This is a genomic window from Neorhizobium sp. NCHU2750, from assembly GCF_003597675.1.
Classification (GTDB): domain Bacteria; phylum Pseudomonadota; class Alphaproteobacteria; order Rhizobiales; family Rhizobiaceae; genus Neorhizobium.
This window is the reverse complement of record NZ_CP030827.1, coordinates 2019924-2044585: the sequence shown is the minus strand read 5'-3', so window position 1 is coordinate 2044585 and position 24662 is coordinate 2019924. Positions and strand designations below refer to the sequence as shown.

Annotated in this window: 25 protein-coding genes; 14 read left to right on the top strand and 11 right to left on the bottom strand. The window is 61.2% G+C overall.

Annotated features, from left to right (window positions below):
* Window positions 1-35 precede the first annotated feature (35 nt).
* The 3 genes from lpdA to lipA all read left to right on the top strand — a co-directional run bounded on the left by lpdA (window position 36) and on the right by lipA (window position 3035).
* Window positions 36-1481: a dihydrolipoyl dehydrogenase gene (gene lpdA / locus NCHU2750_RS10060; RefSeq protein WP_119940310.1), complete on the top strand. Its 1446-nt coding sequence runs from the start codon at window positions 36-38 to the stop codon at window positions 1479-1481.
* A 218-nt stretch (window positions 1482-1699) separates the two neighbouring features.
* Window positions 1700-1948, top strand: a complete 249-nt coding sequence (locus NCHU2750_RS10055) for a GlsB/YeaQ/YmgE family stress response membrane protein (RefSeq protein ID WP_119940309.1) — start codon at window positions 1700-1702, stop codon at window positions 1946-1948.
* Between the two features lie 112 nt (window positions 1949-2060).
* Window positions 2061-3035 (top strand): lipoyl synthase, encoded by a 975-nt coding sequence (lipA, locus tag NCHU2750_RS10050; RefSeq protein ID WP_119940308.1) that lies wholly within the window; start codon window positions 2061-2063, stop codon window positions 3033-3035.
* Window positions 3036-3057: 22 nt separating this feature from the next.
* On the opposite strand, the gene NCHU2750_RS10045 is transcribed toward lipA, so the two are convergent.
* Window positions 3058-3243, bottom strand: a complete 186-nt coding sequence (locus NCHU2750_RS10045; RefSeq protein WP_119940307.1) for a hypothetical protein — start codon at window positions 3241-3243, stop codon at window positions 3058-3060.
* A gap of 402 nt (window positions 3244-3645) precedes the next feature.
* Between NCHU2750_RS10045 and NCHU2750_RS10040 the strand changes: the two genes are divergently transcribed.
* The gene (locus NCHU2750_RS10040) at window positions 3646-4098 is read left to right on the top strand and encodes a type II toxin-antitoxin system RatA family toxin (RefSeq protein WP_119940306.1); all 453 of its coding nucleotides are present in this window, start codon (window positions 3646-3648) and stop codon (window positions 4096-4098) included.
* A 20-nt stretch (window positions 4099-4118) separates the two neighbouring features.
* Here the strand turns inward: NCHU2750_RS10040 and NCHU2750_RS10035 are convergent, their stop codons facing one another.
* Window positions 4119-4619, bottom strand: a complete 501-nt coding sequence (locus tag NCHU2750_RS10035; RefSeq protein WP_119940305.1) for a CinA family protein — start codon at window positions 4617-4619, stop codon at window positions 4119-4121.
* Window positions 4616-5809: a bifunctional 2-C-methyl-D-erythritol 4-phosphate cytidylyltransferase/2-C-methyl-D-erythritol 2,4-cyclodiphosphate synthase gene (locus NCHU2750_RS10030; protein WP_119940304.1), complete on the bottom strand. Its 1194-nt coding sequence runs from the start codon at window positions 5807-5809 to the stop codon at window positions 4616-4618. Before NCHU2750_RS10030 ends, NCHU2750_RS10035 begins: the two co-directional genes overlap by 4 nt.
* 176 nt (window positions 5810-5985) lie before the next feature.
* Between NCHU2750_RS10030 and dusB the strand changes: the two genes are divergently transcribed.
* The 8 genes from dusB to hflX all read left to right on the top strand — a co-directional run bounded on the left by dusB (window position 5986) and on the right by hflX (window position 16237).
* Window positions 5986-7014 (top strand): tRNA dihydrouridine synthase DusB, encoded by a 1029-nt coding sequence (gene dusB, locus NCHU2750_RS10025; protein ID WP_162939568.1) that lies wholly within the window; start codon window positions 5986-5988, stop codon window positions 7012-7014.
* Complete coding sequence (locus tag NCHU2750_RS10020; protein WP_119940303.1) at window positions 7011-8159, top strand: two-component system sensor histidine kinase NtrB; 1149 nt, start codon at window positions 7011-7013, stop codon at window positions 8157-8159. The genes dusB and NCHU2750_RS10020 overlap by 4 nt, the downstream gene beginning before the upstream one ends.
* Window positions 8156-9607, top strand: coding sequence for a nitrogen regulation protein NR(I) (gene ntrC / locus NCHU2750_RS10015; protein WP_119940302.1), 1452 nt, complete (start codon window positions 8156-8158; stop codon window positions 9605-9607). Before NCHU2750_RS10020 ends, ntrC begins: the two co-directional genes overlap by 4 nt.
* A 312-nt stretch (window positions 9608-9919) precedes the next feature.
* A complete protein-coding gene (locus tag NCHU2750_RS10005; RefSeq protein WP_119940300.1) occupies window positions 9920-12190 on the top strand; it encodes a sensor histidine kinase NtrY-like in 2271 nt (756 codons plus the stop codon).
* Window positions 12180-13544: a nitrogen assimilation response regulator NtrX gene (gene ntrX / locus NCHU2750_RS10000; protein WP_119940299.1), complete on the top strand. Its 1365-nt coding sequence runs from the start codon at window positions 12180-12182 to the stop codon at window positions 13542-13544. The genes NCHU2750_RS10005 and ntrX overlap by 11 nt, the downstream gene beginning before the upstream one ends.
* A 63-nt stretch (window positions 13545-13607) precedes the next feature.
* On the top strand, window positions 13608-14471 hold the full coding sequence (locus NCHU2750_RS09995) for a D-amino-acid transaminase (RefSeq protein ID WP_119940298.1): 864 nt from the start codon (window positions 13608-13610) through the stop codon (window positions 14469-14471).
* A gap of 108 nt (window positions 14472-14579) precedes the next feature.
* Window positions 14580-14822, top strand: coding sequence for an RNA chaperone Hfq (gene hfq, locus NCHU2750_RS09990; protein WP_007757453.1), 243 nt, complete (start codon window positions 14580-14582; stop codon window positions 14820-14822).
* A gap of 74 nt (window positions 14823-14896) precedes the next feature.
* Window positions 14897-16237, top strand: a complete 1341-nt coding sequence (gene hflX / locus NCHU2750_RS09985) for a GTPase HflX (protein WP_119940297.1) — start codon at window positions 14897-14899, stop codon at window positions 16235-16237.
* 437 nt (window positions 16238-16674) lie between these two features.
* Here hflX and NCHU2750_RS09980 read toward each other — a convergent pair whose 3' ends face one another.
* The 5 genes from NCHU2750_RS09980 to cysG all read right to left on the bottom strand — a co-directional run bounded on the left by NCHU2750_RS09980 (window position 16675) and on the right by cysG (window position 21673).
* On the bottom strand, window positions 16675-17487 hold the full coding sequence (locus tag NCHU2750_RS09980; protein ID WP_119940296.1) for a ferredoxin--NADP reductase: 813 nt from the start codon (window positions 17485-17487) through the stop codon (window positions 16675-16677).
* Between the two features lie 186 nt (window positions 17488-17673).
* Window positions 17674-18192, bottom strand: a complete 519-nt coding sequence (locus NCHU2750_RS09975; RefSeq protein WP_119940295.1) for a DUF934 domain-containing protein — start codon at window positions 18190-18192, stop codon at window positions 17674-17676.
* Window positions 18192-19865, bottom strand: coding sequence for a nitrite/sulfite reductase (locus NCHU2750_RS09970; RefSeq protein ID WP_119940294.1), 1674 nt, complete (start codon window positions 19863-19865; stop codon window positions 18192-18194). The genes NCHU2750_RS09975 and NCHU2750_RS09970 overlap by 1 nt, the downstream gene beginning before the upstream one ends.
* A 21-nt stretch (window positions 19866-19886) precedes the next feature.
* Complete coding sequence (locus tag NCHU2750_RS09965; RefSeq protein ID WP_119943184.1) at window positions 19887-20201, bottom strand: DUF2849 domain-containing protein; 315 nt, start codon at window positions 20199-20201, stop codon at window positions 19887-19889.
* Between the two features lie 14 nt (window positions 20202-20215).
* Window positions 20216-21673 (bottom strand): siroheme synthase CysG, encoded by a 1458-nt coding sequence (cysG, locus tag NCHU2750_RS09960; RefSeq protein ID WP_119943182.1) that lies wholly within the window; start codon window positions 21671-21673, stop codon window positions 20216-20218.
* A gap of 237 nt (window positions 21674-21910) precedes the next feature.
* Here cysG and NCHU2750_RS09955 point away from each other — a divergent pair, with 237 nt between their 5' ends.
* Together NCHU2750_RS09955 and mazG are read left to right on the top strand one after the other, a co-directional pair.
* A complete protein-coding gene (locus NCHU2750_RS09955; protein ID WP_119940293.1) occupies window positions 21911-22489 on the top strand; it encodes a deaminase in 579 nt (192 codons plus the stop codon).
* Window positions 22490-22506: 17 nt separating this feature from the next.
* A complete protein-coding gene (gene mazG / locus NCHU2750_RS09950) occupies window positions 22507-23361 on the top strand; it encodes a nucleoside triphosphate pyrophosphohydrolase (RefSeq protein WP_119940292.1) in 855 nt (284 codons plus the stop codon).
* A 21-nt stretch (window positions 23362-23382) separates the two neighbouring features.
* On the opposite strand, the gene NCHU2750_RS09945 is transcribed toward mazG, so the two are convergent.
* The 3 genes from NCHU2750_RS09945 to NCHU2750_RS09935 form a co-directional block, all read right to left on the bottom strand.
* The gene (locus NCHU2750_RS09945; protein ID WP_119940291.1) at window positions 23383-23631 is read right to left on the bottom strand and encodes a flagellar basal body rod protein; all 249 of its coding nucleotides are present in this window, start codon (window positions 23629-23631) and stop codon (window positions 23383-23385) included.
* 199 nt (window positions 23632-23830) lie between these two features.
* Entirely contained in the window at window positions 23831-24088 is a 258-nt protein-coding gene (locus tag NCHU2750_RS09940) for a hypothetical protein (RefSeq protein WP_119940290.1), read from the bottom strand.
* Between the two features lie 251 nt (window positions 24089-24339).
* On the bottom strand, window positions 24340-24564 hold the full coding sequence (locus NCHU2750_RS09935; protein ID WP_119940289.1) for a hypothetical protein: 225 nt from the start codon (window positions 24562-24564) through the stop codon (window positions 24340-24342).
* Window positions 24565-24662 lie beyond the last annotated feature (98 nt).

The window sequence follows — 24662 nt, the reverse complement described above, 5'->3', positions numbered from 1 at the left end:
CCTGGGTCTCGGCAAAACGAGGATTGGAAACGCCTATGTCCAACGCTTATGACCTTATCGTAATCGGCGCCGGCCCCGGCGGTTATATCGCCGCCATTCGTGCCGCACAGCTCGGCATGAAGGTTGCCGTCGTCGAACGCGAGCATCTCGCCGGTATTTGCTCCAACTGGGGCTGCATCCCGACCAAGGCTCTGCTGCGCACGGCCGACGTCATGCATACTGCAACCCATGCCAAGGATTACGGTCTGACGCTCGAAGGCTCGATCAAGCCGGACGTCAAGGCGATCGTCGCGCGTTCGCGCGGCATTGCCGCCCGCATGAACAACGGCGTCGGCTTCCTGTTCAAGAAAAACAAGGTCGATATCATCTGGGGTGAAGCCAAGCTCACCAAGCCGGGCGAAATCGTCGTCGGCAAGTCGACCAAGCCGGTTGTCCAGCCGCAGGGTCCGGTGCCGAAGAACACGCTGGGCGAGGGCACCTATACCGCCAAGCACATCATCGTCGCCACCGGCGCCCGTCCGCGCGCGCTGCCCGGCATCGAGCCGGACGGCAAGCTGATCTGGACCTATTTCGAAGCGATGAAGCCGGAAGAGCTGCCGAAGTCGCTGCTCGTCATGGGTTCGGGCGCGATCGGCATCGAGTTCGCCTCCTTCTACAATGCCATGGGCGTCGACGTCACCGTGGTCGAGATCATGACCCAGGTCATGCCGGTCGAGGATGCCGAAATTTCCGCCTTCGCCAAGAAGCAGTTCGAAAAGCAGGGCATCAAGATCCATCTGGAAGCCAAGGTCGCCAAGGTGGAGAAGGGTGCAAACTCGATCACCGCGACGGTCGAGAAGAAGGACGGCACGTCGGAGAAGATCACTGCCGACCGGATGATCTCGGCCGTCGGCGTTCAGGCCAATATCGAGAACATCGGCCTTGAGGCTGTAGGCGTAAAGACTGAGCGCGGCTTCATCGTCATCGACGGTTACGGCAAGACCAACGTTCCCGGCATCTATGCAATCGGTGACGTCGCCGGTGGCCCGCTGCTCGCCCACAAGGCCGAGCATGAGGCCGTCGTCTGCGTCGAGAAGATCGCCGGCCTGCCGAATGTTCACGCCACCGACAAGGGCAAGATCCCGGGCTGCACCTACTGCAACCCGCAGGTCGCCTCGGTCGGTCTTACCGAAGCGAAGGCTAAGGAACAGGGTCGCGACATCCGCGTCGGTCGCTTCTCCTTTGCCGCCAACGGCAAGGCCGTGGCACTCGGCGAGGACCAGGGCATGGTCAAGACGATCTTCGACAAGAAGACCGGCGAGCTGCTCGGCGCTCACATGGTCGGCGCGGAAGTCACCGAACTGATCCAGGGCTTTGTCGTGGCGATGAACCTCGAGACGACTGAAGAAGACCTGATGCACACGATCTTCCCGCATCCGACCATTTCGGAAACGATGAAGGAAAGCGTGCTGGACGCCTATGGCCGCGTACTGAACGCGTAAGCGTTGTCGCGGTGGCCTCTCTCTTGCGATTTCTAACACTTGGCTTCCAGCTAAGGTGTTGAAATCGCTTTCTCTCCCGCGAAGGGAGAGGAAGGTGGAGGCGCCACCGCGAGTTGCTTCTCCCCGTGCGGGAGAGGAAGAAAAATCAGCATCTTAGCTATGAGCTAAGTGCTAGATTTTTCAGGTGAGGGGCTTCTGTTTTTAGTCCAGGAGGAATGATGGAAAGCGTTGGCTGGATCGGGGCGATCATTATCGGTGGACTGGCGGGCTGGCTCGCCGGCAAGCTGATGGATATGCGTTTCGGCATCTTCATGAATATCATTCTCGGCATTGTCGGCTCGGTTGTCGCCATTGCCGTGCTGAAAGCCTTCCACGTGTTCGTGCAGGATAGCCGGCTCGGTTATTTCGTGACGGCTTTTCTCGGCGCCAGCCTTTTGCTATTCGTCGCCAAAATCGTAAGGCGCTAATGTAGCGCGCGAACTGGCATTGCCGCGCGGAAGATCGCTGCGGTCTCGAAATAACCATATCCGATACGGAAAACGTGCTCCCGGATGAAGCTGGGGCTGAAAGCAGGATTTCATGGTCACCATTCTCGACAGGACGACCCTCTCCGAAGAGAAGCGCGTCCGCCATCCGGAAAAGGCGCATCGGCCCGATACCGAGGTGATGCGCAAGCCGGACTGGATCCGCGTCAAGGCGCCGGTGTCGAAGGGCTACCAGGATACCCGTGCGATCGTGCGCGAGAACAAGCTGGTGACGGTCTGCGAAGAGGCAGGCTGTCCCAATATTGGCGAGTGCTGGGACAAGAAGCACGCCACCTTCATGATCATGGGCGAGATCTGCACGCGTGCCTGCGCCTTCTGCAACGTGGCGACCGGCAAGCCGAACGCGCTCGACATGTCAGAGCCGGAAAGCGTCGCCCGTGCGGTGAAGGAAATGGGACTGCAGCATGTTGTCATCACCTCAGTCGACCGCGACGATCTGGAGGACGGTGGTGCCGAGCATTTCGAGAAGGTGATCTGGGCGATCCGGGCTGCCTCTCCGCTGACGACGATAGAGATCCTGACGCCGGACTTCCTGAAGAAGCCGGGCGCGCTGGAGCGGGTCGTGGCAGCCAAGCCCGACGTGTTCAACCACAATATGGAGACGGTGCCGGGCAATTACCTGACGGTGCGTCCCGGCGCGCGCTATTTCCATTCCGTGCGGCTGTTGCAGCGGGTCAAGGAACTCGACCCGACGATGTTCACCAAGTCGGGCATCATGGTCGGTCTTGGGGAAGAGCGTAACGAGGTGCTGCAGTTGATGGACGACCTCAGGACGGCAGATGTCGACTTCCTGACGATCGGCCAGTATCTGCAGCCGACGCGCAAGCACCACAAGGTCGAAAAATTCGTTACGCCTGAAGAATTCAAATCCTATGAGACCGTTGCCTATACGAAGGGCTTCCTGATGGTCTCGTCCAGCCCGCTCACACGCTCGTCGCATCATGCCGGAGACGATTTTGCTCGTCTGAGGGCTGCGCGTGAGAAGAAGCTATTGGCTGCCGCCGAATAAGGGCGGCAGACCTTTTCTTGATTTATTCCGCCGCCTCGATCTTGCGGGGCTTGTCCTGGCCGTGCCTGCGCTCGCGGAGCGTTGACTTGTGTCCGCGCGTCTCGCCCTTCGCCATTTCAATGAAATAGGCCAGCATCGGCAGACCGTTCATGTCAGCGAGCTGCTTTGCAGATTCCAGCAGCTTTATCATCTGTGCGAAATCGTCCATGGGTATGCGTCTTTCAGATGGATAGATTTTCAGAATTTTGCAATGCACCAATATAGGCGCGATTGCGATCTGTGAATATTACAACCCCACCCAACATACATTAAATTTCGTTAACTTGAAGATTATCAAAGCGTAAGTGTGCATTGCAGCGCACACATAGCTGTTACCTGTGCGGAAATCCGCACAGAAAAAAATGGTCCCAACGGGTCCGCTCGACCCCAGGATGAGCGGCTGATGTGCGATGCAGCCCAAAAGCTTTGATGCATTTCAGGGTTGTGATGCGTGTCTGGCTACATCTGGTTCGGCGAGTCGGGCTGCAGGCGTGGCGCTTGCCCTTGTTGCGGCGGTTTCTCGGGCTGTTCAGGGCTTGATCTTCGCCGGAGCGCGGCTTAACTGCACGTCATGCCCAAGTTCGAAATTCGCCGCCCCGTCAAGCACAGCCCCGACAAGATGTATGCGTTGGTCGCAGACGTGGAGCGCTATCCGGAATTCCTGCCGCTCTGCGAGGCTCTTCTCATCCGCACCCGCAAGGAGCGGGACGGCAAGACGCTGCTGCTTGCCGACATGACGGTGGGCTACAAGGCGATCAAGGAAACCTTCACGACGCAGGTCCTGCTCAATCCGGCGGAACAGGCGATCGACGTGAAGTATATCGAGGGTCCGTTCAAGTATCTCGACAATCGCTGGCGCTTCGAGCCTGCCGCCGATGGCGGCGAGGGATGCGTGGTGCATTTCTACATCGACTACGAATTCAAGAGCATGATTTTAGGCGCGCTGATGGGGTCGATGTTCGATCGCGCCTTCCGGATGTTCACCGACGCATTCGAAGCGCGGGCAGACAAGGTCTATGCCTGAACCGGCTAGGCCTGATTCTGTCAAATGCCGGCGGCTTCGATCAGCATCTCGAAGGCCGTCCTCACTGTCGCCAGTCTGATCTCGGTGCGGCCGATCTCTCCATAGTGCATTTCGCGATGGAGAATGGCGCCGGAGCGGGCACGGGCGGCGAGATGAACCAGACCCACGGGTTTCTCCTTCGACCCGCCGCCCGGCCCGGCAACGCCGGTGACGGCGACGGCAAGGTTCGAGCGTGAGCGGAACAGGGCGCCGTTGACCATCTGCAAGGCGGTTTCCCGCGATACCGCGCCGAAGGCTTCAAGCGTCGCTGCATTGACGCCCAGCATGTCCATCTTGGCCTCGTTGGTATAGGTGACGAAGCCGCGGTCGACGACGGCGGAGGAGCCGGGAATATCGGTCAGCGCGCCGGCTATCAGTCCCCCGGTGCAGGATTCGGCCGTCGACAACATTAGGCCGCGGGCCGAGAAATCGGCAACAATCCGTCTCGCGGTCTCTTCAATATCCGCCGCAAACAGGCTCATGCATCGTCTCCGCGGTAGACCACCGTTGCGGTCGCGATCGCGGCGATACCTTCGCGACGGCCGACGAAGCCGATCTTCTCGTTGGTCGTCGCCTTGACCGAGCAGCGGTCGAGCGAGATGCCGAGCATGGCGGCGAGGTTTTCGCGCATCCGGTCGCGGTGAGGGCCGACCTTGGGGGCCTCGGCTATCAGCGAGATATCGGCATTCATGATCGTGCCGCCCTTTTCACGGACAATATTGGCCGCATGCTCGAGAAAGATTCTCGAGGGGGCGCCCTTCCACTGCATGTCGGAGGGCGGGAAATGGTCGCCGATATCACCGGCGCCGCAGGTGGCCAGTAGCGCGTCTGTGAGAGCATGCAGAGCGACGTCGGCATCGGAATGGCCGAGAAGCTTCTGGTTGTGCGGAATGAAGATGCCACAGAGCGTCACGCCATCGCCCTCCACCAGCTGGTGCACGTCATAGCCGTTGCCGGTGCGCACGTCCGGCAGCATTCTGGAGGAGAGTTTTTCATCGGCCATGGTCATGTCCCGCTTGACGGTCAGTTTGATGTTGTCGACGGAGCCCTCGACGATGGAGACCGGCAGGCCGGCCCATTCGGCGATCGCTGCGTCGTCGGTAAAGTCATCGCGGCGAAGCGCTGCGGCTTTCTCGTGGGCGGCGCGGATCTCGGCAAGCAGAAAGCTCTGCGGTGTCTGGGCGGCGTAGAGGCCGCTGCGCGGTACCGTCTCGTGCACCAGCCCGTCCGATCCACCGCGCTTCAGCGTGTCGGTGACGCTGACAGCCGGCAGGACGGCGTCGATACCCTTGTCGAAGGCGTCTGCAACGCGGTCGAGGATGGCATGGTCGACGAAGGGGCGGGCGGCATCGTGGATCATCACGTGAGTCGCCTCGGTTGTGGAAAGCGCCTTCAGGCCCTCGTAGACGGAGCGCTGGCGCGTCTCTCCACCGAACGTGGTGGTCAGCGCGCCGGCGCCTGACAGGCCTTTGGTGGCGGCCGTATAGAGTGCTTCGTCATCGGGATGGATGACGACGACGATCGGGCCGCTGCGTTGCCAGTTGAGGAAGGTCTCCAATGTGTGGGCAATGACGGATCGCCCGCCGATCAGCCTGTATTGCTTGGGGCCCTCGTCCGGAGAGCCAGCCCTTTCACCTCGTCCTGCAGCGACGATGACGATACCGATTGTCATGGAGATGCCGTCCCCGTCCTATAGTGGAATTGGTCTCTCGCCATTTGGGGCGAATTGGATTGACAGGCCGAGAACTATAGCCTCAAAAGCCGTATTTCCAGCACGTCGCTTAAAAATAACGCAGCTGGGAAATCGCTCTTGGCAAATGCTCAAGACCTGAATAAAAATAGTGCAGAATGCACGTTTGCCTGAAAGATCATCAATTGCGCTGCAGCGATCTCGCCAGACCATTTCAGATCGGATCGGTCACTGTCCGCAACCGGGCCGTGCTTGCACCGATGTCCGGCGTCACCGACCTTGCGTTCCGCAAGCTCGCCTGGCGCTATGGCGCAGGGCTCGTTGTCACCGAAATGGTTGCCAGCCGCGAACTGGCAATGAACAAGGGCGAGTCGTGGGCGAGGCTGAAGAATGCCGGCATGTCGCCGCATATGGTGCAGCTTGCCGGTCGCGAGGTCTACTGGATGGCCGAGGCGGCGAAGATCGCTGCCGATAATGGTGCCGACATCATCGACATCAACATGGGATGTCCGGCCAAGAAGGTCACCGGTGGTTATTCCGGCTCGGCCTTGATGCGCGATCCCGACCACGCGCTGTCGATGATCGAGGCGACGGTGAAGGCCGTCTCCGTTCCGGTCACCGTCAAGATGCGGCTCGGCTGGGATCACGACAATCTCAATGCACCGCTGATCGCGAGCCGTGCAGAACAGGTGGGTGCGCAGATGATCACCGTGCATGGACGCACCCGCATGCAATTTTATGAAGGCAAGGCGGACTGGGATGCTATCCGCGCAGTGCGGGAGGTGATCTCGCTGCCGCTGATCGCCAATGGTGACGTCCAGACGCGGGAAGATGCCGCCGAGATCATGCGTCGCTCGGGGGCTGACGCGGTGATGATCGGCCGCGGTGCCCAAGGGCGGCCCTGGCATGTCGGCTGGCTTGCCGGCCATGCCGCACCGGCAGCAGGCGACATCGCCGATATCGTCATCGAACATTACGAGGCGATGCTCGACTTCTACGGCTGCGAGGCGGGTCTTCGGCATGCGCGCAAACATCTCGGCTGGTACATGGAGCGCCATGGTTGCGACATTGCGCCGGAAGACAAGGCGGCGATCATGGTGTCTCGTGATCCCGCAGAGGTAATCCGCCGTCTTTCGTCTCTTCTTGGACACGAAAATCCCGAATCAGCCCGCAAGGAGGCTGCATGACTAAGTCTGCCGTACAGGACGCCGCTCACGGGCAGGCGCTGGCCATGGCCGTGCTCAATTCCGTTCAGAACCCGGTCATTCTCGTCGATCCGGCCGGAGTCATCGCCTTTGCCAACTGGGAGGCTGAAACGTTTTTCGGCGCCAGTGCCGCCTATCTCGCCAAGCACAAGATTTCGAGCTTCATTCCGTTCGGCAGCCCGCTTCTGGCGCTGATCGAGCAGGTGCGCGAGCGCAAGGCGCCGGTCAACGAATATCGCGTCGACCTGTCGTCGCCGAAGCTCGGCCAGGAGAAGCTTGTCGATCTCTATGTGGCACCGGTGGCGAGCGAGCCAGGCTCGATCGTCGTCGTGTTCCAGGAGCGGTCGATGGCGGACAAGATCGACCGGCAGCTGACGCACCGGGCGGCCGCGCGTTCGGTCACCGGCCTTGCCTCGATGCTTGCCCATGAGATCAAGAACCCGCTCTCGGGTATTCGTGGTGCCGCCCAGCTTCTCGAAACCGTGGTGCCGGACGACGATCGTCCGCTGACCCGGCTGATCTGCGACGAGACCGACCGGATCGTCTCGCTGGTCGACCGCATGGAAGTGTTTTCCGACGAGCGACCGGTCGACCGGGTGCCGCTCAATATCCATTCCGTGCTCGACCATGTGAAGGCGGTGGCCAAGGCCGGCTTTGCCCGCGAGATCAAGATCTCGGAAATGTACGACCCGTCGCTGCCGCCGGTCTATGCCAATCGTGACCAGCTGGTGCAGGTCTTCCTCAATCTCATCAAGAATGCGGCAGAGGCCGTCGACGGCCAGCCGGATGCCGAGATCATGCTGACGACGGCCTACCGGCCGGGCATCAAGCTCTCGGTTGCCGGCACGCGCGAAAAGATCTCGCTGCCGCTCGAATTCTGCGTCATCGACAATGGTCCGGGCGTGCCGGCCGACCTCGTGCCGCATCTCTTCGATCCCTTTATCACCACCAAGACCAATGGCTCGGGCCTTGGTCTTGCGCTGGTTGCCAAGATCATCGGCGGCCATGGCGGCATTGTCGAATGCGACAGCCAGGCCCACCGAACCGTATTCCGTGTTTTGATGCCCATGCACAAGGAAGAGGCCGGTGACGGCCGCGCCTTGAACTCCACAGGAAGCGAAAAATGACTGCCACGATCCTTGTCGCCGACGACGACGCGGCCATCCGCACAGTCCTGAACCAGGCCCTGACCAGGGCCGGTTACGATGTGCGCATCACGTCGAACGCCGCCACGCTCTGGCGGTGGATTTCTGCCGGCGAGGGCGATCTCGTCGTCACCGATGTCGTGATGCCGGATGAGAACGCCTTCGATCTTCTGCCGCGCATCAAGAAGGCGCGACCGGATCTGCCGGTTCTCGTGATGAGCGCGCAGAACACGTTCATGACGGCGATCCGCGCTTCCGAAAAGGGCGCCTACGACTATCTGCCGAAGCCGTTCGACTTGACCGAGCTCATCGCCATCATCGGCCGGGCATTGGCCGAGCCGAAGCGCAAGCCTGCGCGTCTCGACGACGACATGCAGGACGGCATGCCGCTTGTCGGTCGTTCGGCGGCGATGCAGGAAATCTACCGCGTTCTGGCGCGTCTGATGCAGACCGACCTGACGCTGATGATTACCGGCGAGAGCGGTACCGGCAAGGAACTCGTCGCCCGCGCGCTGCATGATTACGGCAAGCGTCGCAACGGTCCGTTCGTCGCCATCAACATGGCGGCTATCCCGCGCGACCTGATCGAATCGGAACTGTTCGGCCACGAGAAGGGCGCCTTTACCGGGGCGCAGAACCGCTCGACCGGCCGTTTCGAACAGGCCGAGGGCGGCACGCTGTTCCTCGACGAAATCGGCGACATGCCGATGGATGCGCAGACGCGTCTGCTGCGCGTGCTGCAGCAGGGCGAATATACGACGGTCGGCGGCCGCACGCCGATCCGCACGGACGTGCGCATCGTTGCCGCGACCAACAAGGACCTGAAGCAACTCATCAACCAGGGCCTGTTCCGCGAGGACCTCTATTATCGCCTCAACGTCGTGCCTCTCAGGCTTCCTCCGCTGAGAGATCGCGCGGAGGATATCCCGGATCTGGTGCGCCACTTCATGCAGATGGCGGAGAAGGAAGGGCTCGACGCCAAGCGTTTCGACAACGAAGCGCTCGACGTGATGAAGACCTATGCCTGGCCGGGCAACGTGCGCGAACTGGAAAACCTGGTGCGCCGACTGATGGCGCTCTACCCGCAGGACGTCATCACCCGCGAGATCATCGATACGGAATTGCGCTCCGACGTTCCCGACAGCCCGATCGACAAGGTGAGCCCGCGCAACGGTTCGCTGACGATCGCCCAGGCGGTCGAGGAGAACATGCGAACCTATTTCGCCAGCTTCGGCGACAACCTGCCGCCGCCCGGCCTCTATGACCGGGTGCTGACCGAGATGGAATATCCGCTGATTCTTGCGGCACTCACCGCCACGCGCGGGAACCAGATCAAGGCGGCCGACCTTCTGGGGCTCAACCGGAACACGCTGCGCAAGAAGATCCGGGAGCTCGGCGTCTCGGTCTATCGCAGCTCGCGAAGCGCCTAAACGGGGCCGATACCCCCATCATTTAAGTGTATAAATTCCAGTTATTTATCTGCCATCGGACCTATTCACGCAGAATTGCGTGAATAGGTCTCCTTCTTGGTGCGCAACAGCTGCGGCTTCTTGACAGTCGAAATCCATCGTTGCATTTTCGCCACAATGCGTTGCTTAGAGGTCACGCAGATGCTCCTTGCTCGGCCGGCAGCGTTTTGGCCGCCGATGCGTCGGACATTCCTTTTTCGATAGTTCATGGCGTGCTCGGACATGTGATTGTGGTCGGCATCCGATAATTGGTCCCAGGACGGGAGGGAGACGATGGTGGACGGCGGGACGGCACCCCTTGCCGACGATCACGCGACAGCCCTTGTTCAGGATCGTCGCGCATCGTTTGCACTTCCCGGCCTGCTGCTTGCGGGCGGCGCGCTTGTTTGCGCGATTTCCACGCTTCTCGTCCTGCTGGGGCTGACGCCGATTGCGCCGACCGGCAATGTCGTCATCGCCTCTGCCGTCATCAACTCGCTGTTCATCATCGGCCTGATGTATCTCATCGGCCGGGAAGTCACGCGGCTGCTTCGGGCCCGCAACCGGGGCAGGGCTGCGGCGCGGCTGCATGTGCGCATCGTCGTCCTGTTTTCGATCGTGGCGATCACGCCGGCCGTGCTCGTGGCGATTTTCGCAAGCCTGACGCTGAATGTCGGTCTCGACCGGTGGTTCTCGCTCAGAACCCAGTCGATCGTCCAGTCGTCGCAGGATGTGGCGCAGGCCTACATGATGGAGAATGCCAGCTATCTGCAGGGCCAGACTGTATCGATGTCGAACGATCTGGAACGCAATCGGGCGATGTTCTATCTCGACCGTACCGGCTTCCTCGATCTGATGACGCGCCAGGCACGCGGTCGCGGCATGCTCGGTGCCTTCCTGGTGCAGGAAAACGGGCAGGCGATTGCCCAGGCCGATATCAAGACCGAGAGGCCGCTGCCGGCCATTCCGGCGGATGCGCTGAAATCGGCAGCTGCCGGCCAACCGACCCTGATCCCGCCCGGCGTCACCAATCTCGTCGGCGCTGTGCTCAAGACCGATGCGATTTCCGGCACGTTCCTCTACACGATCCGCGCGGTCGACCCGAAGGTCATGAGCGCCATGCGGCTGATGGAGGAGAACACCGCCGAATACAAGGCGATGGAGGCGGGGCGCATGTCGCTGCAGCTCGCCTTCGCGGTTCTCTATCTCGGTTTTGCGCTGATCGTGCTGCTTGCGGCGATCTGGGCTGCCATCGCAGTGGCCGACCGGATCGTCCGGCCGATCCGGCTGTTGATCAGTGCCGCCGACAGCGTCGGCTCCGGCAACCTCAATGTCGTGGTTCCCGTGCGTGCGGCAGACGGCGATGTCGGCAGCCTGGCGCGCACGTTCAACAAGATGATTTCCGAAATCCGCACACAGCAGGATGAAATCCTGGTCGCCAAGGACGAAGTGGACGATCGCCGTCGTTTCATCGAGGCGGTGCTTTCGGGCGTCACCGCCGCGGTGATCGGCGTCGACGACAGGCATATCAGTATCGTCAACCCGTCGGCCGAACACATGCTCGGCGTCAGCGCCGAGGACCTGATCGGCAAGAGCCTTGAGGATGTGGCGCCGGAGATCGATCACGTTCTGACCGAGGCGACGAGCCGTTCGCGCGGCGACTTCCGCAAGGAGGTCAACCTGATGCGCGGCGGCAAGGAGCGCACGCTGTCGGTGCAGGTGACGCGCGAGGAGCATCGCACATCGAGCGACAGCTATGTCATCACGCTTGACGACATTACCGATCTCGTCATCGCCCAGCGTTCGACCGCATGGGCGGATGTCGCACGGCGCATCGCCCATGAGATCAAGAACCCGCTGACGCCGATCCAGCTTTCGGCAGAACGCCTGAAGCGGCGCTACGGCAAGCAGATCGACGAGAACGATCGGGCGGTGTTCGACCAGTGCACGGATACGATCGTGCGGCAGGTGGGCGATATCGGCCGCATGGTCGACGAGTTCTCCTCGTTTGCCCGCATGCCGAAACCGTCCAAGGAGATTGCCGACCTGAGATCCGTGCTGCGGGATTCGATCTTCCTGCGCGAGATGGGCACGACGCATGTGGATTTCATCCGTGAGCTTGGCGATGCGCCGCTCAATGGCCTGTTCGATGCCCGCATGCTCGGCCAGGCTTTTGGCAATCTGGTCAAGAACGCCGTCGAGGCGATCGAGATGGTGCCGGCGGGCGAAGAGCGTGACGGGCAGAAGGTCTGGGTGCGGTCGAGCTTCGACGCAGCCAAGGACGTGTTCGTCGTCGACGTGATCGACAACGGCGTCGGCCTGCCGAAGGAAAACCGTCACCGCATTCTCGAACCATACATGACGATGCGCGAGAAGGGCACGGGCCTTGGCCTCGCGATCGTGAAGAAGATTATCGAAGAACATGGGGGGCAGCTCGAGCTGCATGATGCCCCCGCCGACTTCGATCATGGCAAGGGCGCCATGATCAGGGTGCTTCTGCCGCATGTCGAGGCGGCGTCTGCACCCGGGACGGACAAAGACAAGGAAATGGCTTATGGCGTCTGACATTCTGGTTGTCGATGACGAGGCGGACATCCGCGAAATCGTTTCGGGCATTCTCTCCGACGAGGGCCACGAAACGCGGATGGCGCATGACAGCGACAGCGCATTGGCGGCAATCTCTGACCGGGTGCCGCGGCTGGTCTTTCTCGACATCTGGATGACGGGCTCAAAGCTCGACGGGCTGGCGCTGCTCGACGAGATCAAGAGCCGGCATCCCGACCTGCCGGTGGTGATGATTTCCGGCCACGGCAATGTCGAGACGGCTGTCTCCGCCATCAAGCGCGGTGCCTTCGATTTCATCGAAAAGCCGTTCAAGGCCGATCGGTTGATCCTGATCGCCGAGCGGGCGCTGGAAAACTCGAAGCTGAAGCGTGAGGTTTCCGAACTGAAGCGTCGCACCGGCGACGCCGCCGAACTGGTGGGCACTTCGGTCGCCGTTTCCCAGCTTCGCCAGACGATCGAGAAGGTGGCGCCGACCAATAGCCGCATCATGATCCTCGGCCCTTCGGGTTCCGGCAAGGAGCTGGTGGCGCGGATGATCCACCGCAAGTCGTCGCGGGCCGCAGGCCCGTTCGTGGCGCTGAATGCGGCGACGATCACGCCGGAGCGGATGGAAATCGCATTGTTCGGCACCGAGGGTACGCCCGGCCAGCCGCGCAAGATCGGTGCCTTGGAAGAAGCGCATCGCGGCATTCTCTATCTCGACGAGATCGGCGAAATGCCGCGCGAGACGCAGAACAAGATCCTCCGCGTTCTCGTCGACCAGCAGTTCGAGCGGGTCGGCGGGTCAAAGCGCGTCAAGGTCGATGTGCGCATCATCTCGTCGACCGCCTACAATCTGGAAAACCTGATTTCCGAAGGGGCCTTCCGCGAGGATCTCTACCATCGCCTCGCCGTCGTGCCGGTCAAGGTGCCGGCGCTTGCCGAGCGTCGCGAGGATATTCCGTTCCTCGTCGACATGTTCATGCGGCAGGTTTCCGAGCAGGCCGGCATTCGTGCGCGCCGGATCGGCGATGACGCCATGGCGGTGCTGCAGGCACATGACTGGCCGGGCAATATCCGCCAGTTGCGCAACAATATCGAGCGGCTGATGATCCTTGCTCGGACAGACGGCCCGGATACGGCGATTTCGGCCGACATGCTGCCGACCGATCTCGGCGACATGCTGCCCAAGGTGTCTTCCAAGGGCAATGTCCACATCATGACGCTGCCTCTGCGCGAAGCGCGTGAAATGTTCGAACGCGACTATCTGATCGCCCAGATCAACCGGTTCGGCGGCAATATTTCGCGCACCGCAGAGTTCGTCGGGATGGAACGTTCGGCGCTGCACCGGAAGCTGAAATCGCTGGGTGTTTGAAGCCGCGTCCACTGCAATAGCGGCGCGAACGCCCGGTTGCTTTATTGAGTGTGAGTATTGGTAATGTCCAGAATTGCCTATGTGAACGGCGCCTATGTTCGTCATTCGGATGCGGGCGTGCATATCGAGGATCGCGGCTTCCAGTTTGCCGATGCCGTCTATGAAGTTTGCGAGGTGCGCAAGGGCCTGATCGTCGACCTGACGCGGCATCTCGACCGCCTCGACCGGTCGCTCCGGGAGTTGCGCATGGCGCATCCGATGGGACGCGATGCGCTGACCGTCGTCATCCGCGAAGTGCTGCGCCGCAACCATGTCCGTCACGGCATGTTCTATCTGCAGGTCAGCCGCGGGGCTGCGAAGCGGGACCATTTCTTTCCCTCGGCCGATACCGTGCCGACGCTGGTGATCACCGCCAAGTCGACGGATCCGTCGGTGATGCTGCGCAAATACGAGACCGGCATCAAGGTGATCACGCTTGCGGAAAACCGTTGGGATCGCGTCGACATCAAGACTGTCGGCCTGTTGCCGAATGTGCTTGCCAAGCAGCAGGCGAAGGAGGCCGGTGCGCAGGACGCGATCTATATCGATCGCAACGGCATCGTCATGGAAGGTGCATCGTCCAACGTGTGGATCGTCGCAGCCGATGGCACGCTCGTCACGCGGCCTGCAGAATACGGTATCCTGCGCGGCATTACCCGCACGACACTTCTCGATGTCGCGGCCGCACTGAAGATTGCGGTCGAGGAGCGGGAATTTTCCCGCGACGAGATGCTGGCGGCCCGCGAGGTGTTCTTCACCTCGGCGACAGGGAGCTGCACGCCGATCGTATCCATCGACGGGAAGCCTGTTGCCAACGGCCATCCGGGCAGTGTCGCAGCGAATATTCGGGATGCCTTTTTCGAGATTGCGGAAAAGACGGCGATTTGATAACCAGACATTTGGGGGAAGGGAAACACGGGGCGTTTCCCCTTTATCTCTTAAAACGTGAGATCATTATCCCGGCACCTGGCCGGCAAGAAAGAAAGAAGCGGCGCTATGGCGGAACGTTCTCAGAACCTGCAGGATTTATTTCTCAACACAGTTCGCAAGCAGAAGATTTCCCTGACTATATTCCTCATCAACGGGGTGAAGCTCACGGGTGTCGTAACCTCCTTCGACAATTTCTGCGTCCTTCTTCGTCGTGACGGGCACTCCCAGCTCGTGTACAAGCATGCCATCTCCACCATCATGCCGGGCCAGCCGATGCAGATGTTCGAGACCGAAGAAAACGCAGCTTAAGGACAAAGACCGTTTCTACCAGAGATACGTCGAACGAATCACTCGTCCCGGAAGCCGAAAAGCACCGGGACGACATGCGCGCCGTGGTCGTCGTGCCGGTGCTCAAGCAGACGCGTGCCCGAGGTGGGCAGGGCGAATCGGCTGCATTGCCGGCGCCGCAGCGATCCAGCGAGGCGCGGCTTGAAGAGGCGATGGGGCTTGCCCGCGCCATCGATCTCGAAATCGCGCAAGGCCTGATCGTTCAGGTCAACCAGCCGCGTCCCGCGACGCTGATGGGGACGGGCAAGATCGAGGAAATCAAGGCGCTTCTCGATGAGCGCGATGCCGGCCTCGTCATCGTCGATCATCCACTGACGCCGGTGCAGCAGCGCAATCTGGAAAAGGAATGGGGTGCCAAGGTCATCGACCGCACCGGCCTCATCCTGGAAATCTTCGGCCGCCGCGCCTCCACCAAGGAAGGCACGCTGCAGGTCGATCTCGCGCATCTCAACTACCAGAAGGGCCGCCTGGTCCGCTCCTGGACCCACCTTGAACGCCAGCGCGGTGGTGCGGGCTTCATGGGTGGTCCGGGTGAAACCCAGATCGAGGCCGACCGTCGCCTGCTGCAGGACCGGATCGTCAAGCTGGAGCGCGAGCTGGAACAGGTCGTGCGCACCCGCCAGCTTCACCGGGCCAAGCGCCGCAAGGTGCCGCATCCGATCGTGGCGCTGGTCGGCTATACCAATGCCGGCAAGTCGACGCTGTTCAATCGCATCACCGGTGCGGGCGTGCTTGCCGAGGACATGCTGTTTGCGACGCTCGATCCGACGCTGCGCCGGATGAAGCTGCCGCATGGGCGTACCGTCATCCTGTCAGACACGGTCGGGTTCATCTCCGACCTGCCGACGCATCTCGTCGCTGCCTTCCGCGCGACGCTGGAAGAGGTGCTGGAGGCCGATCTCATCCTGCATGTGCGCGACATGTCCGACCCGGACAATGCCGCCCAGTCGCATGACGTGCTGCGCATCCTCGCCGATCTTGGCATCGACGAGAAGGAGCGCTCCGAGCGGATCATCGAGGTGTGGAACAAGATCGACCGGCTCGACCCGGAAAGCCACGATGCGCTTGCGGAACGGGCCAAGGGCCGCGAGAATATCATGGCGCTCTCGGCTACGACCGGCGAAGGCCTCGATCCGCTGATGGACGAGATCGCCAAGCGGCTTTCGGGCGTGCTGACCGAAACCTCGATCACCATTCCGGCCGACAAGCTGTCGCTCGTTTCATGGATCTACGGCAATTCCATCGTCGATGGCCGCGAGGACAACGAGGACGGCTCGGTGACGATGGATGTGCGCATGTCGGAAGCGCAGGCGACCGAGATCGAACGGCGCTTGGGCAATGGGCCGAAGCGCGAGAAGGAAGACTGGGAGCGGTAATATCGTGCGGTCAGCTCCCCTCACTTGCGATTTCTAACACTTAGCTATGCTAAGATATTGAAATCGCTTTCTCTCCCACAAGGGGAGAGATGCCGGAGATCGCGGCAGCCTCGGCGCCCTGCCTCTCCCCTTGTGGGAGAGGATACAAAATCACGATCTTAGCTTCAGCTAAGTCGTAGATTTTGTTGGTGAGGGGATCTCTCCGATCCTCCCCGCGTCCCAAACATGGATACTTCGACGTATTCGCCGGCCTTCGGCCATCGCTGTCCTGCCGCTCGCTATGGCTCGCGGCGTTCGTCACTGCAATCGATTCACTGGATCGATTGCTCGGGCTTCGCCCGACCGTTCTGCCCGGCCCGGCCCTTCGCTATGGCTCAGGGCGTTCGACGCTCAAAACGCTCCACTGGAGCGTTTTGCCGGCCTTCGGCCGTCGCATCTCACCCCACAAACGCCCGTTCGATAACAAACTCGCTCGGCTTGTTGTTGGCGCCTTCGGTGAGGCCTGCCTTTTCGAGCAGGTCCTTGGTGTCCTTCAGCATGGCGGCGGAGCCGCAGATCATGCCGCGGTCGACGGCGGGGTCGAGCGGGGGGACGCCGAGATCGGCAAACATCTTGCCGTTCTCGATCAGGTCGGTGATGCGGCCCTGATAGGGGTAATCCTCGCGGGTGACGGTCGAATAGAGTTTCAGCTTGGTCCCGACCAGTTCGGAGAGGAATTCGTGGTTCTTGATTTCCTCGATCAGGTCCTGGCCGTATTTCAGTTCCGAGACTTCGCGGCAGGTATGGGTGAGGATGACTTCCTCGAATTTCTCGTAGGTCTCCGGATCGCGGATCAGGCTCGCAAAGGGCGCGATGCCGGTGCCGGTCGAGAACATGTAGAGGCGCTTGCCGGGGGTGAGCGCATCGAGCACCAGCGTGCCGGTCGGCTTCTTGCGCATCAGCACGGTGTCGCCCGGCTTGATCTTCTGCAGATGCGAGGTGAGCGGACCATCCGGCACCTTGATCGAGAAAAATTCCAGTTCCTCGTCCCAGGAGGGGCTGGCGATCGAATAGGCGCGGTAGATCGGCTTTTCGCCGACCATCAGGCCGATCATGGCGAACTCGCCGGAGCGGAAGCGATAACCTGCCGGACGCGTCATGCGGAAGCGGAACAGCCGGTCTGTATAGTGCTGCACATCGAGCACCGTCTCGGCATAGACGCCATCCGGGATTTTTACGGCAAATTCTTCGTTCTTCGCAGGAGCGTTCATCGCGATCGGTCTTCCAGTCGTTATGTTGCGAGAGCGAGATATACTATCAAGCCGCGCATTTGAAGGCATCCCCGCCCATTGTCGCGGAAACGATAAAAATATGTGCAGGAAAGTCACCTTTAACTTTCCCGCATTTTTGCGGGGATGGCCGCATTTGTGCATGACCTGCATTTCTGTGACGAAATGTCAGGCGGTCGCGGAACGGCGGCGCCAGCTATAGCCCTCGCCCTGAGCGGCGTGCCGTGCGGTCGGCTGATAATGCACGGCGATGCCGGGCAGGCGGCCTTCCTCCAGCCGCTTCAGGGCGGTGGTATTGGTGACGGCGAAGCTGTCGATACCACAGCGCAGCATCAGCGGCACCTGGTCGATCAGGACATCGCCGACGGCCCGCAACTCGTTGCGATAGGCGAGCCGGTCGCGCAGCAGCGAGGCATGGCTGAAGGCGCGGCCATCGCTGAATGCCGGGAAATCGACTGCGACGATCTCGATGCGGTAGAGATAGGGCTCGAGCGCCATCACGTCGTCCGCCGGGCGGATCAGTACGCCGAGGCCGACATCGTTGCTGGCTTCGGCCTTCTCGATGAACTGGTCGAGTGGCAGGATGACCTTCTGGTCACCCTCGGCCTTCACCTCGTCGGTCTCGATCACCCATGCATCGTTTTCGACGAAGCCGGTTTCTCTCCAGATCCTTGTGTTCCCAACCATCACGCAGCCTCCGCCTTGGCGTCACCATAGAGCGCTTCCTTGAAGGGTTGCGGCCCGACACGGCGATAGGCGGCGAGGAAGGTCTCCTCGCGGCTTTCGCGCAGACCCAGATAGGTGTCGACGATCGTCTCGATCGCGTCCGTCACCTTGGCGGGTTCGAAGCCGCGGCCGATGATTTCGCCGATCGAGGTGTTTTCGTCACCCGAGCCTCCGAGCGTGATCTGGTAGAGTTCGGCACCCTTCTTTTCCACGCCCAGAAGGCCGATATGGCCGACATGGTGGTGGCCGCAGGCATTGATGCAGCCGGAGATCTTGATCTTCAGTTCGCCGATTTCGGCCTGACGCTCGGGTGCGCCGAAGCGGGCGGAGATTTCCTGGGCTACCGGGATCGAACGGGCGTTCGCCAAGGCGCAGTAGTCCAGGCCGGGACAGGCGATGATATCGGTGATCAGGTTGGAATTGGCGGTTTCCAGTCCATGTGCGGTCAAGGCGCGATAGAGCGGTTCCAGATCGGCCAGCGCCACATGCGGGAAGATGACGTTCTGTTCGTGGCTGATGCGGATTTCGTCGTGGCCGAATTCTTCCGCCAGATCGGCAATCGCATCCATCTGTGCGTCGGACGCATCGCCTGGAATGCCGCCGATGGGTTTGAGCGAAATCGTCACCATGCCGTAGTCGGGATGCTTGTGCGGCTGAACGTTCTGGCCGACCCAGCGGGCAAAACCTTCGTCCTGTTTCTTCCAGCCGGCAAGCTGAGCCCAGCCTTCCGGGCGATCGGGCAGGGCGGGCGGGGCGAAATAGGCGGTGATCGCCTCGATGTCGCGCTCGGGGAGCTTCAGTTCCGTCCCCTGCAGGTGGGCAAATTCCTCCTCCACCTGGCGGGTCAATTCCTCGGCGCCGGTCTCGTGGACGAGGATCTTGATGCGGGCCTTGTACTTGTTGTCGCGGCGGCCATGCAGGTTATACACGCGCATGACGGCGGTTATGTAGGAGAGAAGATCCTGCTCGGGGAGGAAGTCGTTGATCTTCTTGGCGATCAGCGGCGTGCGGCCCTGTCCGCCGCCGACATAGACGGCAAAGCCGATCTCGCCCTTGTCGTTCTTCTTCAGGTGCAGGCCGATATCGTGAACCTGGATCGCCGCACGATCACGCTCGGCGCCGGTGACGGCGATCTTGAACTTGCGCGGCAGGAAGGAGAATTCCGGGTGGACGGAGGACCACTGGCGCAGGATTTCCGCGTAGGGCCGGGGATCGGCAACTTCATCCGCCGCAGCGCCGGCAAAATGGTCGGCGGTGACATTGCGGATGCAATTGCCCGAAGTCTGCAGCGCGTGCATCTCGACGCTTGCAAGCTCCGCCAGAATGTCCGGCGTGTCCGACAGTTTCGGCCAGTTGTACTGGATGTTCTGGCGGGTGGTGAAATGGCCATAGCCGCGGTCATATTTGCGGGCGATATGAGCCAGCATGCGCATCTGATTGGCGTTGAGCGTACCGTAGGGAATGGCGACGCGCAGCATATAGGCGTGAAGCTGCAGATAGACGCCGTTCATCAGGCGCAGCGGCTTGAACGCATCCTCGGCGAGCGCGCCGGACAGGCGGCGCTCGACCTGATCGCGGAACTGCTCCACGCGGCTGGATACGAAGGCGTGGTCGAATTCGTCGTAACGATACATGGGATCTCAGAACTCTCGGTATCAGACTGCGATGAAGGCGGCGTCGGCCGGTTTATAGCCGGCGGCATATTCCATGGTGGGGCCTTGGGCGCGGATGCGCTCACGAAGACGTGTCGGCCAGAGGATGCCATTGGTGTCCTCGACATCGATGACATTGACGTCGACCACCTTGTTATCGGCAAAATCACGCTTGCCGATCGCTTCGAGCGAGGCGGCGGCCTCCGCGTGACGGGCGACCAGCGCATCCTGCAGGTTTTCCGTCCATTGGCCGGCGGCGTCGAGCCAGACGGCGATGCCGTCGGACAGGCGGTTGGCCGTTAAAACCTTATCTGTCAAAACCTTATCTGCCATCAGTTCATCCTCATGTCTTCGGCCATATCCTGCCGGTCGCGGGGCTGCGATCTGGCGGCAGAGAGGGGCTCGGATTTGTCGAAATTCGCTCCGGCGACAGCCTCGCCGATAATCACCATGACCGGACCATCAAGATCCTCGCGGGTTTCCAGCTGCGGCAGTTCACCGAGTACGCCATGGAACAGCCTGCGGCCGGCGCGGCTGGCATTCTCGATGACGGCGACCGTCGTGTCGGGGCTCAAGCCTGCCTGCATCATCCGCTCGGAGACGGAGGCTGCGACCGTGCGACCCATATAGACGGCAATCGTTGCTCCCGAGACGGCGAGGGCTGCCCAGTCGGGAAGGACCTTGCCGGTGAGATCGTGGCCGGTGGTGAAGATCAACGACGATGCGACACCGCGCAGCGTCAGCGGCAGGTCGAAATCGGCGGCGGCGGCAAAGGCCGAGGTGATGCCGGGGACGATTTCATAGGCGATACCCGCTTCACGCAGGGCCGCCATTTCCTCGCCGGCGCGGCCATAGACGAGCGGATCGCCGCTTTTCAGCCTGACGACGCGCTTGCCCTGGCGTCCGAGATCGACCAAGAGGCGGTTGATCTCGTCCTGGCTCTTGGAGTGACAGTTCTTGCGCTTGCCGACGGAAAGCCGCTCGGCATCGCGGCGGCCCATGTCGACGATCGCCTGCGGCACGAGTGCGTCATAGACGATTGCGTCTGCTTCCATCAGCACGCGCTGGGCGCGCAGCGTGAGAAGATCCTCGGCACCGGGGCCGGCGCCGACCAGCCAGATCTTGCCTTCTGCCTTGCCGGAGGTCGACAGAAGCGTGTTGGCGGCACGGCGGGCGGATGCCTGGTCGTTGGCGTCGATCGCGTCGGCGACGTCGCCGGAAAAGAAGCGGCGCCAGAAGATGCGGCGCGAGACGCCGCGCGGCACGAGCCGTTCTGCGGCATCGCGATACTCGGCGGCGAGCGATGCGAGCTTGCCGAGCGAAGGGGACAGCATCTGGTCGATGCGGGCGCGGATCATCTGCGCCAGAACCGGGCCTGCACCCTCCGTGCCGATGGCGATTGCCACCGGCGCACGGTTGACGAGGGCGGGGGTGAAGAAATCGCAGAAATCCGGCTGGTCCACCGCGTTTGCCGGAATTTTTTCGGCACGTGCGGCGATGACGATCGTCCGGTCTTCAATGGCATTGCCGGTGGCGGCGAAGACCAGGGTCTTGCCCTTTACCTGCTCTGGCGAAAACGGTGCGCGGAGAGGCTCGATACCCTGCGCCTGCAGCCATGCCGCATAATCAGCCTCGGGCTCCTCGGCATAGGCGACGATCTCGGCATCTGTGTTGCGCAGCAGCCGGGCCTTGGCATAGGCTTCGTCGCCGCTGCCGAACACGGCAACGCTTTTTCCGCTAACGCGGAAGAAGGCCGGGAAGGCCGACAGACGTTGATGGCTTGAAGACATGCGGTTATCCTGAAACATATGGTGGAAATATCCACAATCCGCCGCGGGATTTGAAGAAATGGATATGCGAAGTGGATTGCCGCCGGGTATTTCTGTTTCGCCTTCAAACGCTTCTTGAGCAAAAGCCACCGCAGAGGATATTTCTCCAGTAATTCTGTAGACTATAGCCATTTTTGCTGCGATCCGGGCGACTGCGCCATAAACTTGCTAGACACACGAGAAACAGAGAGCCCTTTCATGAGCATCGCCGAACGCCTCCTTTCCGTCATCGAACACGACATCCTGCCATTGACGGAGAAGGGTGTCGCCGCCGGCAACAAGGTGTTCGGGGCGGCGATCCTGAAGAAATCCGATCTGTCGCTGGTGATTGCAGAGACGAATAACGAGCTGGAAAATCCGCTCTGGCACGGCGAGGTCCATACGCTGAAGCGCTTTTATGAAAAGACTTCAGGACTTTCCACCAAGGATCTGATTTTCCTGTCTACGCACGAACCCTGCACGATGTGCATGTCGGCGATCACCTGGGCTGGCTTCGACAATTTCTATTCCTTCTTCAGCCATGAGGATTCGCGCGATGCCTTCGCCATCCCGCATGACCTGAAAATCCTGAAAGAGGTGTTCGGGCTGGAGCCCGGCGGTTATCGGCGCTCGAACGCGTTCTGGAACTCCTATTTCATTGCCGATTTGGTCGAAACGGAGGACGACCCGCTGCGTCAGCAGCTGCGTGACCAGACGGCGCGGATCAAGGCCAGCTATCAGCGTCTTTCGGACGGCTACCAGTCCGGCAAGGGCGACAACAATATTCCGCTGAACTGAGGCGGAGAGGAATTTTCATGGAAGCTTCGAAGGATATTTCGCGCCTGATCGAGATCATGGCGGCGCTGCGCACGCCCGTGACCGGCTGCCCCTGGGATCTCGAACAGGATTTTTCGTCGATCAAACCCTATACGATCGAGGAGGCCTATGAGGTGGCCGATGCGATCGAGCGCAACGACATGGATGATCTCTGCGAGGAATTGGGGGACCTGTTGCTGCAGGTGGTGTTCCATGCGCGCATGGCGGAAGAGGCGGGGGAATTTGCCTTCGGCGACGTGGTCGAGGCGGTGACCCGCAAGATGATCCGCCGGCATCCGCACGTGTTTTCCCGCTCCGATGCCGATACGCCGGATGCGGTGAAATTGCAGTGGGACGAGATCAAGCAGGAAGAAAAGCGCGAGCGGGCCGAGCGGCGCGCGGCGCGCGGGATTACCGAGGACTTCAAGGCCGGCTATCTGGGCGCCGTTCACCGCGCCCAGCCTGCCTTGACCGAGGCGCTGAAGCTGCAGGAACGGGCCGCCAAGGTCGGGTTCGACTGGTCGGCGGCCGAACCGATCCTCGACAAGATCGAGGAGGAGGTGGGCGAATTGCGCGAGGCGCTGGCGGCCGGGGAGCCGGAGAAAGTAGCCGACGAACTCGGGGATCTGATCTTTGCCATGGTCAATATCGGACGGCATGTGAAGGCCGATCCGGAAATGGCGCTGCGCGGCACGAACACGAAATTCCGCCGCCGCTTCCGCCATATCGAGACGGAACTTGCCGCATCCGGCGAGACGCTGGAGGCGGCGACGCTTCAGCGAATGGAAGATCTCTGGCAGGCTGCCAAGGGTATCGAGCGGCAACTGGATGGCAAGGCAAGCAGGACCGCTTGACCAATACACGTCGTGAGGCTCTCAGCCGTCCTTCTTGATCGACATCAGCATGTCCCACATGTCGGCGCCGGTCTCGAAGACGGCGGCGTTGGCGGCAAAGGACTGTCTTGTGGTGACAAGGTCGATCATCGCGTCTGCGGGGTCGGTCGCGGGCTGGGAGACATCAGAGGTCGATGTGCCACTGGCCACGGCCTGCGCGGTGTCATTCAGGCGGCGCATGTCGTTGCGCATGCCCGATACCGATATGCCCATGGCTGCCGAGATGTTCATGATCGCCGTTCCATCTGCTTGTCGGCTGTCGTCTTAACAGAAGCGGATCAAGGAGTGGTGAAGCGGCAGGGTTAAGCGGCTGGGAGCCGGTTGCGGTCAGGCGTGCCGAAAGGGGACAGGCGTCGCGATTTCCAGCTTTTTGTTTTTGCGCATGTCGCCCAAAACCGGTGACCACTTTTGGGACACGTGCTCTCGTCCGTCAGACCTCGGCAAGCTGGCGCATGAGCTTCCGGATCTTGTCGGATTCGGGCAGGGGTTCGGGCGGATCCATTTTCAGGTTGTCCGGATCGCGCAATTCGAATTCGTACCAGTTGAACAGGCCGGAGGCGATCGCCTGGGCCTTGTCGCTATCCGGTTCGACGCCGTTTTCCTCGCACCAGGCGTCAAGGAACCGCTGCAGCAGCTCAAGATCATCCGATCCTAGCACTCGTTTGGCTGACGCATAATCCTGAAGCATGTCTTTCCTCGTTCGAAAACCCCGATCTCCCGTCGGCTGTGCCTTGGATGCGGAAGAAGGCGGGTGTCTCGAATGACATGACACCCAAGGACTGCATCGGATATGCCCGTATGCAATCGGCCTCGCGTCGATAACGCAAAAGACGCCAAATGGTTCAAAACGTGGTAAAATACGCGGGGTGGCCACGCCTGTCAGGCTGTGACGCCTGCGGCTGAGCGCATATGTGCGTGCCGGGAATACTGCTTGGAATTCTACTTGGCGGCGACCGTCTGGCGGCTGCCTTTTCGCGCGGTCGCGGCCTTTGCGGCCTGTTCCTCTTGCTGGGCCAGACGAAGGGCGCGCAGCTTTTCGGTCTTCTGGTCGCGGGCCATGGTTTCAGCGTCGATGATGCTCTTCAGCACAGAGTTGGCCTGGCCGGCCTTGGCCTGCGCAGACGTCTTTTCCGGCTTGAAGAACTGGTCTCTGGTCGCAGTCATTTCATTTGTCCTCCTCCAATGCCTTGCCGACGGCAAGGCGCCATCGCTGCAGTATCGCCCTGCTCGCGGCCCATGCTCCTCACGGCCGCGGCGCAGAG

Excerpts from the sequence above, each read along its gene's own strand:
- NCHU2750_RS10040 (WP_119940306.1), top strand. The coding sequence starts at position 3,646 with ATGCCCAAGTTCGAAATTCGCCGCCCCGTCAAGCACAGCCCCGACAAG.
- NCHU2750_RS09975 (WP_119940295.1), bottom strand. The coding sequence starts at position 18,192 with ATGGTTGGGAACACAAGGATCTGGAGAGAAACCGGCTTCGTCGAAAAC.
- lpdA (WP_119940310.1), top strand. The coding sequence starts at position 36 with ATGTCCAACGCTTATGACCTTATCGTAATCGGCGCCGGCCCCGGCGGT.
- NCHU2750_RS10055 (WP_119940309.1), top strand. The coding sequence starts at position 1,700 with ATGGAAAGCGTTGGCTGGATCGGGGCGATCATTATCGGTGGACTGGCG.
- ntrX (WP_119940299.1), top strand. The coding sequence starts at position 12,180 with ATGGCGTCTGACATTCTGGTTGTCGATGACGAGGCGGACATCCGCGAA.
- NCHU2750_RS10005 (WP_119940300.1), top strand. The coding sequence starts at position 9,920 with ATGGTGGACGGCGGGACGGCACCCCTTGCCGACGATCACGCGACAGCC.
- mazG (WP_119940292.1), top strand. The coding sequence starts at position 22,507 with ATGGAAGCTTCGAAGGATATTTCGCGCCTGATCGAGATCATGGCGGCG.
- NCHU2750_RS09940 (WP_119940290.1), bottom strand. The coding sequence starts at position 24,088 with ATGCTTCAGGATTATGCGTCAGCCAAACGAGTGCTAGGATCGGATGAT.
- lipA (WP_119940308.1), top strand. The coding sequence starts at position 2,061 with ATGGTCACCATTCTCGACAGGACGACCCTCTCCGAAGAGAAGCGCGTC.
- NCHU2750_RS10030 (WP_119940304.1), bottom strand. The coding sequence starts at position 5,809 with ATGACAATCGGTATCGTCATCGTCGCTGCAGGACGAGGTGAAAGGGCT.
- NCHU2750_RS09945 (WP_119940291.1), bottom strand. The coding sequence starts at position 23,631 with ATGAACATCTCGGCAGCCATGGGCATATCGGTATCGGGCATGCGCAAC.
- NCHU2750_RS10020 (WP_119940303.1), top strand. The coding sequence starts at position 7,011 with ATGACTAAGTCTGCCGTACAGGACGCCGCTCACGGGCAGGCGCTGGCC.
- NCHU2750_RS09995 (WP_119940298.1), top strand. The coding sequence starts at position 13,608 with ATGTCCAGAATTGCCTATGTGAACGGCGCCTATGTTCGTCATTCGGAT.
- NCHU2750_RS09980 (WP_119940296.1), bottom strand. The coding sequence starts at position 17,487 with ATGAACGCTCCTGCGAAGAACGAAGAATTTGCCGTAAAAATCCCGGAT.
- NCHU2750_RS09970 (WP_119940294.1), bottom strand. The coding sequence starts at position 19,865 with ATGTATCGTTACGACGAATTCGACCACGCCTTCGTATCCAGCCGCGTG.
- NCHU2750_RS09935 (WP_119940289.1), bottom strand. The coding sequence starts at position 24,564 with ATGACTGCGACCAGAGACCAGTTCTTCAAGCCGGAAAAGACGTCTGCG.
- hflX (WP_119940297.1), top strand. The coding sequence starts at position 14,897 with ATGCGCGCCGTGGTCGTCGTGCCGGTGCTCAAGCAGACGCGTGCCCGA.
- NCHU2750_RS09955 (WP_119940293.1), top strand. The coding sequence starts at position 21,911 with ATGAGCATCGCCGAACGCCTCCTTTCCGTCATCGAACACGACATCCTG.
- NCHU2750_RS10045 (WP_119940307.1), bottom strand. The coding sequence starts at position 3,243 with ATGGACGATTTCGCACAGATGATAAAGCTGCTGGAATCTGCAAAGCAG.
- ntrC (WP_119940302.1), top strand. The coding sequence starts at position 8,156 with ATGACTGCCACGATCCTTGTCGCCGACGACGACGCGGCCATCCGCACA.
- cysG (WP_119943182.1), bottom strand. The coding sequence starts at position 21,673 with ATGTCTTCAAGCCATCAACGTCTGTCGGCCTTCCCGGCCTTCTTCCGC.
- hfq (WP_007757453.1), top strand. The coding sequence starts at position 14,580 with ATGGCGGAACGTTCTCAGAACCTGCAGGATTTATTTCTCAACACAGTT.
- dusB (WP_162939568.1), top strand. The coding sequence starts at position 5,986 with ATGCACGTTTGCCTGAAAGATCATCAATTGCGCTGCAGCGATCTCGCC.
- NCHU2750_RS10035 (WP_119940305.1), bottom strand. The coding sequence starts at position 4,619 with ATGAGCCTGTTTGCGGCGGATATTGAAGAGACCGCGAGACGGATTGTT.